Origin of the sequence: Cyanobium sp. ATX 6F1 (assembly GCF_024346315.1) — a bacterium.
Taxonomy (GTDB): domain Bacteria; phylum Cyanobacteriota; class Cyanobacteriia; order PCC-6307; family Cyanobiaceae; genus ATX-6F1.
Map to the genome: position 1 here is coordinate 45,023 of NZ_JAGQCS010000013.1, position 13,969 is coordinate 58,991.

The following is a 13,969-nucleotide window of genomic DNA, read 5'->3' on the forward strand; positions in this document are numbered from 1 at the left end:
CCGGGGGCGCGGGTCCCCGAGCGCCCTCAGCCCAGGCTGGCCAGAGCCTCGGTCAGGGAGGCGGCGGTGAAACGTCCCTTGAGCACGAATTCCAGGCGCAGCTTCAGAAATTCAATGAACTTGGCATCGGTGGAGACCACGGCAGCGGCCGGACGGGGCACGGCAGCGGCACTCGCCGCCAGGGCCGGGCTCTCCAGAAAGGCCGGCCGCTTCACCAGCCAGAAGTCAATCGCCTTGTCCTGCTCGCCGTAGTGGCGCTGCCGCTCCCGGAGCACCTCCTCCAGCGGTTCCTCCACCGTCAGGAAGGCTTCGCTGGCCGCCACGAAGTGAAAGACGGGGGCGGAGGACTCGCTCATGGAAAGGGGGCGTTGAACAATGGTTCCCGGCGGGGATTCTGAACCAGAGCCCGCATCTGCCGCACCGCCGCCTCCAGACCCACCGCCAGGGCCCGGGCCACGATCGTGTGACCGATGTTGAGCTCCTCGATCCCCTCGATCGCCGCCACCGGCTCCACGTTCTGATAGGTGAGCCCATGGCCGGCGTTGACCCGCAGCCCGAGTTCTCGGGCGCGGACCGTGGCCTCGATCAGTCGTGCCAGTTCCCTGGGCTGCTCCGCCCAGGCGGCCTCGGCGTAGGTGCCGGTGTGCAGCTCCACCCAGCGGGCACCGCTGCGCTGGCTCGCCCGCAGCTGATCGGCCTCGGGGTCGATGAACAGGCTCACGGGGATGCCGGCCGCCTGCAGGCGCTCCACCAGGGCACAGAGCGTCGCCTCCTGGCCGGCGACGTCCAGACCGCCTTCGGTGGTGATCTCCTGGCGCTTCTCCGGCACCAGGGTGACCATGTCGGGGCGCACCCGCAGGGCGATCGCCTCCATCTCGGCGGTGGCGGCCATCTCCAGGTTGAGGCGGCTGCCCACGGTGGCGCGCAACAACTCCAGATCGCGCAGCTGAATGTGTCGACGGTCTTCGCGCAGGTGCACGGTGATGCCATCGGCGCCGCCGAGCTCGGCCAGCAGCGCCAGGGTGACCGGATCGGGCTCGGCGGCGCGGCGGGCCTGGCGCACGCCGGCGATGTGATCGATGTTGACGCCCAGGCTGGCCACGGTCGCTGCGCCGCAAGGCCACCGATCCTATGGAGCGCCCAGCCGCGGCCGCTGGCACCCCTCGGGCGACGCGGACGCCGCCGCAACTGCCCGCCCACGGCCCAGGGCGACCGGGCACGGCCCCTAGCTTGAGGTTTGATCGAGTCCCTTCGGTGACGGCGCAGACGGCACTGATCCAGCGGGAACGCCGGCTCTGCAACGGGGTCAACCCTGTGCTGGCGCCCATCGCCGTGCTGCTCGCCCAGGACGGCCCGCTGTCGTTCTTCTTCAGCTCCCTGACCGTGCTCGGCCAGGAGCATTTGCCCCAGGGCGGACCGGTGCTGCTGGCCCCCACCCACCGGGCCCGCTGGGATGCCCTGCTGCTGAGCAGCTTCGCCGGCCGCCGGGCCTGCGGCCGGGACTGCCGCTTCATGGTCACCCTCACCGAGATGCAGGGGATCCAGGGCTGGTTCCTGGCCCGGCTGGGTTGCTTCCCCGTCGACCAGAGCCGCCCCGGCACCGCCCCCCTGCGCTACGCCGTGGATCTGCTGGCCCAGGGCCAACAGGTGGTGATGTTTCCTGAGGGGCACATCCGCCGCAGCGACGAACCGATCCGGCTGCACCAGGGCCTGGCACGGGTGGCGGTGCTGGCACAAAGCCAGGGAATCGACGTGCCGGTGGTGCCGGTGGGCCTCGGCTACAGCTCCAGCCCACCCCGCTGGCGCGGTCAGGGGGCCCTCTGCTTCGGGCCGGCGCTGCGGGTGCAGGGAGAGGGTCGTTCGGCGGTGCGGAACCTGAACGAACGGCTGGCTCTGGGGATGCAATCAGCTGAAGAAGCGGCCCGGACCGCGGTGGGGCGTCCCTTCGGCAACCCCTAAAGTTCGGCCACCTTGGATGATCTGCCGTGCGCAGGCCTGTTGTGGCCCTCAGCCTTGTTCTGATGGCGGCCTTGGTGCCACTGGCCCCATCCCTTGCGGTGCGTGCCCAGGGTGAAGCGCCGAAAGCGCTGGAGGGTTCCGGCGGCGGTTTGAACCTCACGGCTGTCCGCGCCATTCTGGCCAAGGGCGACGCGGCCGCCGCCAGCGGCAACCTCGCCGAGGCCCGCAAGCAGTACGACCTCGCCCGGGACATCTCCCGCCGCCTGCTCACCTCCTACCGCGACATCAGCGGTGCGTTCCGCGGTCTCGATGCCCGTATCCCCCGGGAAATGGACCAGAACGCCCTCGAGTCGCTCGAAACCCTGGCCCAGGCCAACCTGCGGCTGGCGGCGGTGTTCCGTCGCCAGAACCAGCCCGAGGTGGCCGTTCCCCTGCTGGTGGAGGTGGTCAAGATCATGACCCCCTCCCGTGAGGAAGGCCGCAAGGCCTACCAGAGCCTGATCGAGATCGGTTTCGCCACCATCCCCTACAACGGCGGCGTGGCGGTTCCCGGCAGCTGAGCCGAGCCGCCTCTAGATTCCCCCCGACGTGAGCGGACCAGCGCCCGATGGTTCAACCGGAACAGGTGAAGGCGGCGATCATCGAATCCCTGCCCGATGCCCAGGTGGAGGTGGAAGACCTCACCGGTGGCGGTGATCACCTGCAGGTGAAGGTGGTCTCCAGCGCCTTCGATGGACTGTCCAGGGTGCGCCAACACCAGCTCGTCTACGGCGCCCTGCGCCGGGAACTGGCCAGTGAAGCCATCCACGCCCTTGCCCTGCAAACCTCCCTTCCCACCTGAACTCGAACCATGGATCCCGCCGTTCAGCAACGCATCGACGCGCTCATTGCCAGCAGCCCCGTGGTGGTGTTCATCAAGGGCACCAAGCTGATGCCCCAGTGCGGTTTCTCCAACAACGTGGTGCAGATCCTCAATTCCCTGGCGGTGCCGTTCGAAAGCTTCGACGTGCTCTCCGACGGGGAGATCCGCCAGGGGATCAAGGAGTTCTCCGAGTGGCCCACGATTCCGCAGGTCTACGTGAACGGAGAGTTCCTCGGCGGCTCGGACATCCTGATCGAGCTGTACAACTCGGGCGAACTGCGCGAAACGCTCGCGGTGGCCCTGGCCTCCTGAACGGCTCGGCCCCACTCAGCGCCTGCTGCCACTCCGAGCTCGCCACTGGTCAGTTGCGGCCGCTCTCGTAGAGGCTGCTGAGGCTGCCGTCGGGGCCGATGAAACTGGAGGGATCGAGGATCCAGCGATCAATCAGCTCCTCGAGCCGCCGCTGGGAAATCGGGTCGAGGATGGCGGTGCGCCGCAGGGCGTGGAGGTAACCATCGGCGTAGAGCCTCAGTTCCGAGGGGCCGTGGTAGCGACTGGCCAGGTCCTGGCAGGCATCACAGAGGGACTGAAAGTGGCGGATGGCGTCGGTGTTCTGCAGGGCTGTCATGAACGGGCCAGGGAGCCTCTGAAACCATGGTGAAGCAGTTGGCGCGCAAGGGGAAGGGGGGACAGCTCGAAAGGCATCGCCTGGGACCGGAGAACGCACCGACTGTTCTATAGCGTAGGTAAAAGGCCGGCTTGAGCGTGTGGAACTGCCACCGAAACCCATCCCGATCCAATCGGCCCCTGCCGATGGCACGGCCCTGACCGCCGCCGCCGTGGACGACCCCACCCTCAAGCGGGTGCTGGTGGTGGATCCCCACCCCACCCTGCGCACGGTGCTGGCCCAGCGGCTGCGCCAGGACGGCCACCTCACCGCCGCCGTGGCCAGCTCCATTGAGGCGCTGCAACTCTGTGAAGAGCTCACCCCCGACCTGCTGGTGAGTGCCGAGTTGCTGGAGGAAAGCTCCGCCCTGCGCCTGGCGGGCCAGTTGCGTTGCCCGGTGATGGTGCTCACGGCCCGCTCCGGGGCCGAGCCGATCGTCGCCCTGCTCGATGCCGGCGCCGACGACGTGCTGCGCAAGCCCTTCGGCCTCGAGGAACTGGCGGCCCGTTGCCGCAACCTGTTGCGCCGCAATGGCAGCGGCCTGCAGGAGCGGGTCTGCGTGGGCCCCCTGGATGTGCATGTGCTGCTGCGCCAGGTGACCCTGCGGGAGGAACCGGTGGAACTCAGCCCGCGGGAATTCGCCCTGCTCTGCGCCCTGCTGATGCCCCCTGGGGTGGTGCGCAGCCGTCAAGAGTTGTTGCGCATGGCCTGGCCCCCGTTCAGCGGCGGCCCCCGCTCGGTGGACACCCAGGTGCTCACCCTGCGGCGCAAGCTGGAGCAGGCGGGTCTGGGGGAAGGTGGCGGCATCGAAACGGTGCGCCAGCAGGGCTACCGCTTCAGCCTCGAAACCCTGCCGGAGGCCAGCAGCAGCCCAGCCGTCTCAGCAACCCTGGGTCAACCCGCCGGCGCCAGCTGAGCCGGCCAGCCGCCCTTGGCCAGGGCGGCCCCGACCGCCAGCTCCCCCACCAGCAACAAACCACTGAGGATCGCCAGGAGCTGGTAGGTCCATGGGGGCGTCAGCCGGCCCACAGCAGAGAGATCGAGACCGGTCTGCACCTGAAATCCCGCCAGGAAAACCTCGAAGCGTGCGATGCGCTGGGGCAACAGGCGCAGGCTGCGATCGTGGCTGCGCAGGTAGAACACGCGGCCACCCTGGCTGGTGGCAACCGGCAGCAGCGCGTCGATCTGGTCCCACTCCAGCCGCCAGCCCCGACGCAACAGCCAGGCGCACCAGGGGGGGTGACCCACCGACAGGCCCCTGGGATCGGTGATCACCCGTTCACTGGTGATCGCCAGCACCAGCAGAAAACCCAGGGGCAGCGCCGCCAGCATCCAGGGTCTCAGGTCCACCGGGGCCAACAGGGGCAGGGGCAGCACCAGGGCCAGGTAGAGGCTGAGCAGGGTGAGGCGGATCAGGGGCGCCATCGGGTAGCTGGAGAAGCCGGTCTCAGGCACCTCCGGGCGGCCCTCAACGGCTGTGGCCTCAGAGCTCATCGGTCGTCGGGGGAGCCGGGCAGGGGTTCGATCACGGTGCTCGGGGCGTAGCGCCCGCCGAACACCTCCGCCTCGCGCCCCTTCCAGAACTCCCCCAGGCGCATCAGGTCGGCGTGGGCGTCCTGGATCGACTCCATCATCTGCTCCGGATCCATCGTGGCTCTGGCTTCCCGCAACTTGGCCTGGCGCAGCAGGTGCCACATCCAGGGCTTACCCAGCTCGCCCCGCTGCTCCAGGTAGAGAGCCAGATCTGCGGAACTCGGAAGCGGGGAAGCGCCCATCACCTGAACCGTGAATGTTCAAGGAACAGCCTATGGAGCACGCAGGCAGCGCGTGGCAGGCCCGGGCCCGGAAACCCGAACCAGCCACTGCCCGTCTCGTCGGGGTCAATGAAGCTCAGGGCGCCTCTCGGCCAGGTTGAGTGGTTCCACCACTGACTTCCCTCAACCAGCCGCCATTTCAGTCAGGGAGGGCCCAGGGGTTGAGGCCCAGGTCGGCGCCGAGGCGATGGGCGCAGGCGAAGCCACTGAAGGCGACGGCATTGAGGCCCTGGCCGGGAAAGCAGGAATCGCCCACGCAATAGAGGCCGGGGATGGCGGTGCGGTTGAAGGGCATCGGCAGCAGGCCCGGCAGCTGACCGCGGGGGACGGGGCCATAGCTGCCCCGGTGGCGGCCGAGGAAGCGGCGGTGGCTGCGCGGGGTGCCGATCTCCTGGAGGGTGATGGCGGCCCCCAGGCCAGGGAACACAGCCTCCAGGCGCGCGATCAGTCGCTGGGCGGCCGCCTCCTTGGCCCGGCGGTAATCGGAAGGGGACAGTCCCTCCCAGGTGGCCATCGAACTGGGGGTGAAGGTGTGCACGATGTGGTGGCCGGCGGGGGCCAGCTCCGGATCCAGCAAGGTGGGGATGGAGACGAAGGCCGTGCCCTGCTCCGCCTCCATGTCCTCCCAGCGCTCCAGCAGCAGGTGGTGGCAGTGGCTGCCGGCGGGGATCACCCCTGCGTTCACCCCCAGGTGCAGGCTCAGGAACGACGGCGATTCCTCGTAGCGCTGGCGCCAGGTGCGTTCGGCGCGCGGGGTGTGGGCCTCATCCACCAGCGATCCGAAGGTGTCCCAGCGGGTGGCATTGGAGACCACCCGCCGGGCGCGGAGACACTCTCCGCCCGCCAGCTCGACGCCTACGGCGCGGCCCCCCTCCAGCAGCACCCGCGTCACCCGGGCCTTGTAGCGAATCGCGCCACCATGGCGCTCGAGGCCGTGCACCAGCCGCCGGGCGATCGAACCAACGCCTCCCTTGGGGTAGTTGATGCCGCCGGCATGGCGATCGCTGAACACCATGCCGGCATTGATCATCGGCGTGCGATCGGCAGGCACCACCGACCAGCAGTAGCACTCGATGTCGATGAAGCGCAGCAGTTCGGGGTCGCGGATGTGGCGCCGGGCCACGGCGCCCACGTTCACCGGCAGCCAGCGGGCCAGCCCCAGGCAGGCCAACGGTGCTTTGAAAAAAACCTTGGCCAGGTAGGCCGGATCCTCCAGCGACAGCAGCGGCATCGCATCGAGGCAGCGGAACACCCCCCAGCAGGTGTCGTAGAAGGCGCGGATGCCCCGGGCCTCATGGGGAAAGCGGGCCGTGAGCGTTTCGATGAAGGTCCCGTAGTCGCGATCGACGGCAACGGTGAGCCCACCGGGCAGGTGGTATTCGAGCTGGCTGGGGTCGGGGATGGTGGGCTGGTGTTCGCCCACGGCGGCCATGGCCCGGGTGAGCAGGTTGGTGTGACCCGTTTCGCCGAAGCCGAAGATCATCGAGGCGCCCACATCGAAGGTGTAGCCCTCGCGCTCGAAACTGCCGCCGCTGCCACCGGGGATCAGGTAGCGCTCCAGCACCAGCACCTTCGCCCCCTTGGCCGCCAGCTGGGTGGCGGTCACCAGGCCGCCGAAGCCCGAGCCGATCACGACCACATCCCAGGGATCCGTGGCGTCACCGCTGGGGAGGCCGGCGGCGATTGAGCTGGGGGCGAGGGTCACCGGAGAGGGCGCGGCAAGCGATCGGCCGACGCTAGGCAACCAGCAGCCAGGGTTCGGCCACCGGCGCGCTGAACGGCGCCAGATCCGCCAGGGAGCGGTCGCGGTAGGCGCCATAGCGGGCGCGCTTCTCGCGGACGCGCTCGGGCAGCTCGGGCATCAGGCCGAAGTTGGGGGGCATGGGCTGGAAGCGATCGGAGGGGGCCGAGCTGATGAAGCCGAACAGGGCGCCGGCCATGGTGGTGGGCGGCAGCACCAGGGGCTCCAGCCCCCGCACCAACCGGGCGGCATTGGTGCCCGCCAGCCAGCCCCCGGCCACGGCGGCGGCATAGCCCTCAGTGCCCGTGAGCTGCCCGGCCGCCAGCAGGCTGGGGCGGCGGCGGAACTGCAGGCTGGGCTCCAGCAGCTGGGGGGATTCCAGGAAGGTGTTGCGGTGCATCACCCCGAAGCGCACGAATTCGGCGTGCTCCAGGCCAGGGATCAGGCGCAGCACCCGCTTCTGCTCGCCCCACTTGAGATTGGTCTGAAAGCCCACCAGGTTCCAGAGCTGGCCGGCCTTGTCCTCCTGACGCAGCTGCACCACGGCATAGGCGCGCTTGGCGCGGCGCAGCTCGCGGTCGTGCAGATCACCCCAGCGGGGATCCCAGAGGCCGATCGGCTTGAGCGGGCCGTAGCGCATGGTGTCCTCGCCGCGGCGGGCCAGCTCCTCGATCGGCAGGCAGCCCTCGAAGAACGTGGCGCTGTCGCGCTCGAAGTCCTTGAGTTCCGCCTGCTCGGCCTCCAGCAGCGCCTCGCGAAAGGCCGCGTACTGCTCGCGGTCCATCGGGCAGTTGATGTAATCGGCGTCGCCCTTGTCGTAGCGGCTGGCGCGGAAGGCCTTCTCCAGATCGATGCTCTCGCCTTCGATGATCGGGCTGGCGGCGTCAAAAAAATGGCAGTCGGCGCGCCCGGTGAAGGCCCGCAGCTGCTCGGCCAGGGGGGCACTGGTGAGCGGTCCGGTGGCCAGCACCGCCAGATCTTCGGGCGGAGGCAGCTCGGTGAGCTCGCGCCGCTCCACGCTGATCAAGGGATGGCGCTCACAGGCCTGCGTGAGCGCCTCGCTGAAACGACCCCGGTCCACCGCCAGGGCCCCGCCGGCGGGCACCGCATGGCGGTCGGCCGTGGCGATCACCAGCGATCCCAGGCGACGCAGTTCCTCCTGCAGCAAGCCCGCGGCCCGATCACTGGAGAGCGCCCCGAAGCTGTTGCTGCAGACCAGCTCAGCGAAATGGGGGCTGTGGTGGGCCGGGGAGCGGCGCACGGGCCGCATCTCGATCAAGCGAACGGAAATCCCCGCCTCGGCGATCTGCCAGGCGGCCTCCGTGCCGGCCAAGCCGGCTCCCACCACCCAGACCGATCGGCTCAAATCAGCCCTCAGGCGCGGGACCGCTTGAGCAGCAGTTGCACCTGACCGATGGCGGCACGGCCGATGTTGAACCCAGCCCAGCCCACGGCGAGCAGGATCGGGGCAGCAACCAGCAGCAGCCGAGCATCCATGGTTTTCAGGTTAAGCGTGATCTGATCCTACGAAACTCCAGGGCCGGGCCAGGGTCAGGGGGCCGCGTTGATCGAAAACGCATCAATCGGCAGCTGAGCGAAAGGATCCTTCAGCCGCTCTCGAAGCCCGTGACGGCGCTGCGGCCGGCATGGGCCTGGGCGAGCAGGGCATAGCGGCGGGCATGGGCCCGTTGCTCGGCGGCGTCAGCGGGGCTGATCTCCCGGCGGTGCAGGGCCGGCACTCCCGCCACCAGGGTGCGGGGCGGCACATCGCGGGTGACCACGGCACCGGCCGCCACCAGGGCCCCCTCGCCCACGGTCACCCCGTTGAGAACCACGGCGCCGATGCCCACCAGGCAGCCGTCCAACAGGGTGGCCCCATGGACCACGGCCCGGTGCCCCACGGTGACCTCGGCACCGATGCGCACCGGTTGGCCGGGATCGCCATGGAGCACGGCCCCGTCCTGGATGTTGCTGAAAGCGCCCACATGGATGGCGCAGAGATCGCCGCGGGCCACCGCCAGAGGCCAGAGGCTCGCCCCCGCCTCAAGGGTCACATCGCCCAGCACGACAGCGCTGGGGGCCACCCAGGCCTCGGGGTGAATGCTGGGCTGAGGCCAGGGCGGCGTGAGCATGGAGAGGAGCTCGAATCGCCCCATTCTCCGTGTGATACGTTGCCTCTTGCCCATCCGGGCGGGTCGCTAGCTCAGCGGTAGAGCACTCGGCTTTTAACCGATTGGTCCTGAGTTCGAATCTCAGGCGACCCATCTCAAGCAGGGCAGGAGATCTGGGGCAAACCCCAGTCTCCAACAGCCTTTCTCAGTCATCCACCAGCCGGCTCAACTTGTGCGAGTTGGTGCAGGTTGTGACCAGTTGACGCACTTTTCTGTCACTGAGTGACAAACATTCCTGGCAGACTGGGGCAGCTGCGACGGACGGTCGGTGTACGGGCGGAGGGCTGTTGAACAGGCGATTCAGCGCTTGCGATTGGCGGGCTGCCGCTACCGGCTGCGTGAACGCCAGGGAAGCCCGTACCTGACCGTCTACGAGACGAAGAGAGACGGACGGGCGCTCACTGCCAAGGCCTACCTGGCAGATGACGATGAAGCCGTGGAGGCTCTGGCAGGGGTCCTTCTCGCTGCCAGCAAGGACCTCAAACGAGGTGGCCCAGGTCTCGACTGGAGTCAACTCGATGGCTCAACCAAGGGCGGCCTCTCCAGCCGTGGCCTGAGCTGGGGGGAGATCCGCCGTGTGATCAAGGACGACATCGCACCTGGGGGACCGAAAGCCCGAGACCGGAACCCCTTCAGTTGCTTCTGTGACAAGGGCTACTTCGGTGTTGCCTTCAGTGACGACCAAGAAGCAAGGGCTGAGCAGCTGGAGCAGTTCTGCCTCTACACCCCCGCGTCGCTGCTGGCGCACCGCACCGATTCCAGCCAGCCCCTGGTCTCGCGAACGTTCAACACCAGCGTCTTCTACGGCACGATCCAGATGGCCAACTACCTGGCCAAGAAGGGGATCTCGATCGCCACCCCCGAGCTTCGCGAGAAGCTGGAGGGCCTCAAGGCTTCTGCCGGCCGTCCGAAGACACCCGCTCCTCGATACATCCCCCGGAGCGAGGAACTCCAGGCCTGGCTGGACCAGTTGCAACAGATCGATCCCCTGCGGGGGTGGGTGATGGCGATGATCGCCACCTTCGGTCTGCGGCCCCACGAGATCTGGCACATCGAGCAGCTTCCTGGCCAGTGCTCCGATCCGACCTTCCTGCAGATCAGCGCCTTTGAAGCCGGCGGCGATTCAGCCACCAAGACGGGGCACCGATTCGCCATCGCCCTGCCCGAGGCTTGGCTGAAGCGCTTCCGCTTGGATGACCTTCAGCACGGCCAGAAGATGCTCAAGGAACTGCGCAAGCGCTACCCCGTCAAGGCAGCCGAAGCTGCCGATGGGACCCTGCAGTTCTGGAACAACAGCGACCTGGGGCGCATCGTCGCCCACTGGCTCAAGAACAGCGGTCGGGAGGACAGGGAGATCCCTGTGAAGCTGTACGGCAGCCACCAACCAAGATCTGTTCCGGGCAAGACCAAGCCCAAGGCCAGGCGGGGACGCTGCAAGGCCTACGACCTCCGGCATGCCTGGGCGATCCGTGCGAGAGAGATGACCACCTGGTCCACCTCTCTCAAGGCCTCCTCCATGGGGCATAGCGAGGCCATCCACGCCAAGCGTTACCTCGCCGAACTGACCGCCGAGCAGATGGAGCAGGGCATGGTGCGCCAGAAGGCACTCGACGAAGGAGCCCAGCGCCCAAGCCGTGAAAGCCTGAACCTGGAGGGGATCACGCCCGAGATCCTGGCCAGAGCCAGGGCGATGGCTGCCCTGAAGAACGTGAACTGATCAGGACGCGGTCAGGCCCAAGCGCTCCAGATGCACCTTCACCGTCGAGGCTGTAGGAGCCCACGGGCTTGCCTGAGCCTGCAATGTGCAAAAAATGCACATTGCTTTCTTCGGGCAGTTCCCTCTCCTTGAAGACGTTGCCCACGTGGCGAGTGATCACCGAGCGCTCCCAGCCGAACAGCGCCGCCATCTGCGCCTGGCTCAGCCAGACGATGTCCTGCTCCAGGCGCACCTCCACGGCCATCTGGCCATCGGAGGCCTCATAGACGAGCACGTCTTCACCGGGGGCCTGCGTCTGTGCAGTGCTACGGCCCGACTCCGTCGTCACGGTTGGTCCACCACCGCCGCCGATCCGTTGGCAGAGCGGGCGAGCAGCAGGGCTGCAGCCATGGAAGGGGAATTGAACGAAGCCGCCTGGAGACTCGAAACCCTGCCCGCTGGCTTGGGGATCCTTGAGCAGGAGCAGATCGCTGCGCTTCTGGTTGATCGGGCGCAAGGGCTGCTCGAAGATCCGCAGCCCCAGCACCGGGCCGCAAAGCAGCAGCTCTTCGAGAAAGCCATCGGCCTCGGCTCGGTCCATCTCGGCCAGGGAGATGCTGCGGCCACCCACGGCGTTCTCCAGGCGGCAACGCTTGGCCTCTTGGACGAGGCGCAACAGCTGGCCCTCCAGGTGCTGGGCGTGGGCCTTGTTGAGGTAGCCGCTTCTGGAGGTGAAGGCATAGGCCGTGGTCCAGAACTCCTTGGCCTGGTACTGCTTCGGCGGCGGCCGAGTGGATCGGCTGGAAGGTTCTTGCCATGGACTTAGAACCTGAGAACCCAGCTGCGTCGGCGATCTGACATGGCTCTCTAATGACCTCCATGACAGATCGAGGACGGACTGGGGAAAGGATCAACCTGTCTTGGCAGCACTTGGACCATCGTGGTCTGGTTTTGTATCGGTTCAGTCGCCGATCGAGACGGGCAACAGGAGGCCCAGCGGGATCCGGATCTCAGGCCTGCTGCCTGCTGCGGACGGGTAATCAGGATGAAACCCTCGGCAAGAACCTCTGCCGAAGCGTGATCCTGATCTCAGTGATCAGATGCCCTTGACCGCCGCCCTCCCCGACTGGTCGCGACCATCAGCGACGTGCTGGGCAAGGGGGATACCTGATCAAATCATCACTGGTAGTGGGAGTAAGGGGCTCAAGCCATGGGTCGCCCTCTTGAGCTCACTCCAACTCGCCGGCCTTGACCTTCTCCTGGATTCTCCGCAGCAGCTCACGCGCCTGGGGCATGCAGTCGAAATATCCCCCATGGCGATCCTGCCGCGATAAGAAGAACAAGGCGCAGCGCAATTCCGTCAAGTTTGTGGCGGTGTTGTCGTTGAGGAGAGCAGCACACGCCTCGAAAGACCCAGCAACCTCGTAGCCGTCGATCGTGTGGGCGAACTCCGACCAGTCATGCAGATCTCCATCGGGGTCCGGAATTCGGTCAAGCAAGAGCTGAACGTTGTTCAGCCGCATGTCCTCAAGCGAATTACTCCGAGCACGAGCGGCTCGCTTTGCGCGGGCTTCAGCCTTCTTCCTCAACCCCTCCCACAGCTCTTCAATGTTCAGCAGGATGACCTTGAGTTCCGAACAAAAGTCCGGTTCATTCAGCGCCTCGGTGCTCATGGCGCTGTGGGTGTCGAGGGCGCCCGTGATCGCGATGCTCAACTCCCTCTGAAGATCGGGAGACTCACTGAACTCCTCTTTCCTCTGGCTGGCGGCTTGCTGCTGGAGGAGCCTGGATTTGAGCAGCTTGTTCTTGAGCAAGTTGACGTAGACCAGCAGCTCGTCTTCGTCGATCAGATCGCCCTCGCGCAGGTCATTCATTCAGCCGATAATCCCACGCAGAAGGGCCTTCTGTTGGTCTTCAACCTGGCCTGCGGGACTGTTGAGGTTGGTGGCAAGGGGGAATACCAGCCGAGCTTCAAGGCCGCTGAAGCAGCCAGCTCCTGGCGCTCACGAGCTTGACCGCTTCCTGGACCGCCTCGACGCAGCGCTTGGCCCTGCGCTTGAGGTCGTCCTGGCCCTGGGCCCGCAGCAGGTAGGCCTCCATTGCTTCTGGGGTTTCGATCACAGCAAGCTGCCCGAGGATGCGATCACTGATGGCGGGATCGATCAGCAGGCGGCTCACCAGCTTCAGCTCCCAGAGGTTCGCTCCACTGCCGCCGGGGTCAAGGGGTCGTCCAAAAGCGTCCGATGGCCGGGACCACACTTCAGTCGATTTCTGAGCAGCCGGCAGGCCAGCAGAAATCCGCCGCAGGCGGCCAGGGAAACGGTGAGCACCTCTCCCCGCCCGGGGATCAGCAGCACGTAGCCCTTCCCCTTGGTGAGCGCCGCGAAGCTCGACACGCAGAACGGCATCAGGAACAGTCGCAGGGTCTGCCAGCGATCGGTTGGCGAAGCGACATCCCTGGAGACGCTGAGCATCAGGCCCACGCCGATGATCACGCTGAGGCCCAGGGAGTTCAGCCACAGCAACGGGTCGGGCTCGAACAGCGCGATGGCACTGACCAGGTACCAGATCAGATAGCACCAGAGCACCTGCTTGCCCGGGCGCAGCTTGGCGAAGTAGCGCAGCAGGGTCACCAGCGCTCAACCCCCGAGGTAGGCCATCTCGGCCCGTGGGGCCGCGACTTGGGCGCTGCTCGCGACTCGTTGTTGCTCCTGGCGCTCCTCGCTGTAGCGATCGGTGCGCGCCTCCCACAGGCCCCCCAGGGCGCCTGCCAGGCCAGTGGAATCGAGGGCGGGCCGCAGCCAGGGTTTCAGATCGGTGCCGCCTGTGGCGAACAGGCAGCCGTAGGCGATCCCATCGGCGGTGACGCGCAGGCGGTTGCAGTCGCCGCAGAAGGGGGCGCTGATCGAGGCCACCACGGCAACGTGCGCCTCGCCATCGCGGTAACGCCAGCGGCTGGCGGTGCCGTGGGCGCTGCGGCCAACGGGTTCCAGGGGCCAGCGCTCACCGAGGCGGGCCACCATCTCTGCGGCGCTGAGCACCTGATCGGCTGACCAGCC

At 67.3% G+C, this 13,969-nt stretch carries 19 protein-coding genes, 1 tRNA gene and 1 pseudogene; 7 read left to right on the plus strand and 14 right to left on the minus strand.

Features of this window, described 5'->3' with window-relative positions:
• Positions 1–26 precede the first annotated feature (26 nt).
• Both KBZ13_RS14730 and KBZ13_RS14735 read right to left on the minus strand, forming a co-directional pair.
• Positions 27–356, minus strand: a complete 330-nt coding sequence (locus tag KBZ13_RS14730; protein ID WP_255010548.1) for an MgPME-cyclase complex family protein — start codon at positions 354–356, stop codon at positions 27–29.
• The gene (locus tag KBZ13_RS14735; RefSeq protein ID WP_255010550.1) at positions 353–1,102 is read right to left on the minus strand and encodes a pyridoxine 5'-phosphate synthase; all 750 of its coding nucleotides are present in this window, start codon (positions 1,100–1,102) and stop codon (positions 353–355) included. The genes KBZ13_RS14730 and KBZ13_RS14735 overlap by 4 nt, the downstream gene beginning before the upstream one ends.
• A 152-nt stretch (positions 1,103–1,254) precedes the next feature.
• On the opposite strand from KBZ13_RS14735, the gene KBZ13_RS14740 reads away from it, so the two are divergent.
• From KBZ13_RS14740 to grxD, 4 genes are read left to right on the plus strand one after another with little or no spacing between them, the layout of a single operon-like run.
• Positions 1,255–1,959, plus strand: coding sequence for a lysophospholipid acyltransferase family protein (locus KBZ13_RS14740; protein WP_255010551.1), 705 nt, complete (start codon positions 1,255–1,257; stop codon positions 1,957–1,959).
• 26 nt (positions 1,960–1,985) lie between these two features.
• Complete coding sequence (locus KBZ13_RS14745) at positions 1,986–2,519, plus strand: hypothetical protein (RefSeq protein ID WP_409995669.1); 534 nt, start codon at positions 1,986–1,988, stop codon at positions 2,517–2,519.
• A gap of 47 nt (positions 2,520–2,566) precedes the next feature.
• A complete protein-coding gene (locus KBZ13_RS14750) occupies positions 2,567–2,800 on the plus strand; it encodes a BolA family protein (RefSeq protein ID WP_255010553.1) in 234 nt (77 codons plus the stop codon).
• 9 nt (positions 2,801–2,809) lie between these two features.
• The gene (grxD, locus tag KBZ13_RS14755; RefSeq protein WP_255010554.1) at positions 2,810–3,133 is read left to right on the plus strand and encodes a Grx4 family monothiol glutaredoxin; all 324 of its coding nucleotides are present in this window, start codon (positions 2,810–2,812) and stop codon (positions 3,131–3,133) included.
• Positions 3,134–3,182: 49 nt separating this feature from the next.
• On the opposite strand, the gene KBZ13_RS14760 is transcribed toward grxD, so the two are convergent.
• On the minus strand, positions 3,183–3,449 hold the full coding sequence (locus tag KBZ13_RS14760) for a DUF6761 family protein (protein ID WP_255010556.1): 267 nt from the start codon (positions 3,447–3,449) through the stop codon (positions 3,183–3,185).
• A 196-nt stretch (positions 3,450–3,645) separates the two neighbouring features.
• On the opposite strand from KBZ13_RS14760, the gene KBZ13_RS14765 reads away from it, so the two are divergent.
• Positions 3,646–4,404 (plus strand): response regulator transcription factor, encoded by a 759-nt coding sequence (locus KBZ13_RS14765; protein WP_261359083.1) that lies wholly within the window; start codon positions 3,646–3,648, stop codon positions 4,402–4,404.
• Here KBZ13_RS14765 and KBZ13_RS14770 read toward each other — a convergent pair.
• From KBZ13_RS14770 to KBZ13_RS14795, 6 genes are all read right to left on the minus strand, one after another.
• A complete protein-coding gene (locus KBZ13_RS14770) occupies positions 4,383–4,982 on the minus strand; it encodes a hypothetical protein (RefSeq protein ID WP_315859650.1) in 600 nt (199 codons plus the stop codon). The two genes, KBZ13_RS14765 and KBZ13_RS14770, sit on opposite strands and share 22 nt — an antisense overlap.
• Positions 4,979–5,263: a hypothetical protein gene (locus tag KBZ13_RS14775; protein WP_255010558.1), complete on the minus strand. Its 285-nt coding sequence runs from the start codon at positions 5,261–5,263 to the stop codon at positions 4,979–4,981. Before KBZ13_RS14775 ends, KBZ13_RS14770 begins: the two co-directional genes overlap by 4 nt.
• Before the next feature lie 178 nt (positions 5,264–5,441).
• A complete protein-coding gene (gene crtH, locus KBZ13_RS14780; protein ID WP_255010560.1) occupies positions 5,442–7,007 on the minus strand; it encodes a carotenoid isomerase in 1,566 nt (521 codons plus the stop codon).
• Positions 7,008–7,038: 31 nt separating this feature from the next.
• Positions 7,039–8,409, minus strand: coding sequence for an FADH(2)-oxidizing methylenetetrahydrofolate--tRNA-(uracil(54)-C(5))-methyltransferase TrmFO (trmFO, locus tag KBZ13_RS14785; protein WP_255010561.1), 1,371 nt, complete (start codon positions 8,407–8,409; stop codon positions 7,039–7,041).
• An 8-nt stretch (positions 8,410–8,417) separates the two neighbouring features.
• Positions 8,418–8,540 (minus strand): photosystem II protein Y, encoded by a 123-nt coding sequence (locus tag KBZ13_RS14790; protein WP_255010563.1) that lies wholly within the window; start codon positions 8,538–8,540, stop codon positions 8,418–8,420.
• A 110-nt stretch (positions 8,541–8,650) separates the two neighbouring features.
• Positions 8,651–9,175 (minus strand): gamma carbonic anhydrase family protein, encoded by a 525-nt coding sequence (locus KBZ13_RS14795; protein WP_255010565.1) that lies wholly within the window; start codon positions 9,173–9,175, stop codon positions 8,651–8,653.
• 60 nt (positions 9,176–9,235) lie between these two features.
• Here KBZ13_RS14795 and KBZ13_RS14800 point away from each other — a divergent pair.
• Both KBZ13_RS14800 and KBZ13_RS14805 read left to right on the plus strand, forming a co-directional pair.
• Positions 9,236–9,307, plus strand: a tRNA-Lys gene (locus KBZ13_RS14800).
• Between the two features lie 214 nt (positions 9,308–9,521).
• Complete coding sequence (locus KBZ13_RS14805) at positions 9,522–10,931, plus strand: hypothetical protein (protein ID WP_255010567.1); 1,410 nt, start codon at positions 9,522–9,524, stop codon at positions 10,929–10,931.
• Here the strand turns inward: KBZ13_RS14805 and KBZ13_RS14810 are convergent.
• From KBZ13_RS14810 to KBZ13_RS14830, 5 genes and pseudogenes are all read right to left on the minus strand, one after another.
• A complete protein-coding gene (locus KBZ13_RS14810; protein WP_255010568.1) occupies positions 10,873–11,586 on the minus strand; it encodes a hypothetical protein in 714 nt (237 codons plus the stop codon). The genes KBZ13_RS14805 and KBZ13_RS14810 overlap by 59 nt on opposite strands.
• A gap of 553 nt (positions 11,587–12,139) precedes the next feature.
• Positions 12,140–12,784, minus strand: a complete 645-nt coding sequence (locus KBZ13_RS14815; RefSeq protein ID WP_255010570.1) for a hypothetical protein — start codon at positions 12,782–12,784, stop codon at positions 12,140–12,142.
• Positions 12,785–12,881: 97 nt separating this feature from the next.
• On the minus strand, positions 12,882–13,088 hold the full coding sequence (locus tag KBZ13_RS14820; RefSeq protein ID WP_255010572.1) for a hypothetical protein: 207 nt from the start codon (positions 13,086–13,088) through the stop codon (positions 12,882–12,884).
• A 5-nt stretch (positions 13,089–13,093) separates the two neighbouring features.
• The gene (locus KBZ13_RS14825; protein ID WP_255010573.1) at positions 13,094–13,543 is read right to left on the minus strand and encodes a hypothetical protein; all 450 of its coding nucleotides are present in this window, start codon (positions 13,541–13,543) and stop codon (positions 13,094–13,096) included.
• Positions 13,544–13,549: 6 nt separating this feature from the next.
• Positions 13,550–13,969, minus strand: a pseudogene (locus KBZ13_RS14830) (cyclic pyranopterin phosphate synthase MoaA); the annotation flags it as partial.

What these genes read in the sequence shown, in the direction of transcription:
- KBZ13_RS14730 (WP_255010548.1), bottom strand. Translation starts at nt 356, where the DNA reads ATGAGCGAGTCCTCCGCCCCCGTCTTTCACTTCGTGGCGGCCAGCGAA.
- KBZ13_RS14750 (WP_255010553.1), top strand. Translation starts at nt 2,567, where the DNA reads ATGGTTCAACCGGAACAGGTGAAGGCGGCGATCATCGAATCCCTGCCC.
- grxD (WP_255010554.1), top strand. Translation starts at nt 2,810, where the DNA reads ATGGATCCCGCCGTTCAGCAACGCATCGACGCGCTCATTGCCAGCAGC.
- KBZ13_RS14760 (WP_255010556.1), bottom strand. Translation starts at nt 3,449, where the DNA reads ATGACAGCCCTGCAGAACACCGACGCCATCCGCCACTTTCAGTCCCTC.
- KBZ13_RS14770 (WP_315859650.1), bottom strand. Translation starts at nt 4,982, where the DNA reads ATGAGCTCTGAGGCCACAGCCGTTGAGGGCCGCCCGGAGGTGCCTGAG.
- KBZ13_RS14775 (WP_255010558.1), bottom strand. Translation starts at nt 5,263, where the DNA reads ATGGGCGCTTCCCCGCTTCCGAGTTCCGCAGATCTGGCTCTCTACCTG.
- KBZ13_RS14790 (WP_255010563.1), bottom strand. Translation starts at nt 8,540, where the DNA reads ATGGATGCTCGGCTGCTGCTGGTTGCTGCCCCGATCCTGCTCGCCGTG.
- KBZ13_RS14795 (WP_255010565.1), bottom strand. Translation starts at nt 9,175, where the DNA reads ATGCTCACGCCGCCCTGGCCTCAGCCCAGCATTCACCCCGAGGCCTGG.
- KBZ13_RS14815 (WP_255010570.1), bottom strand. Translation starts at nt 12,784, where the DNA reads ATGAATGACCTGCGCGAGGGCGATCTGATCGACGAAGACGAGCTGCTG.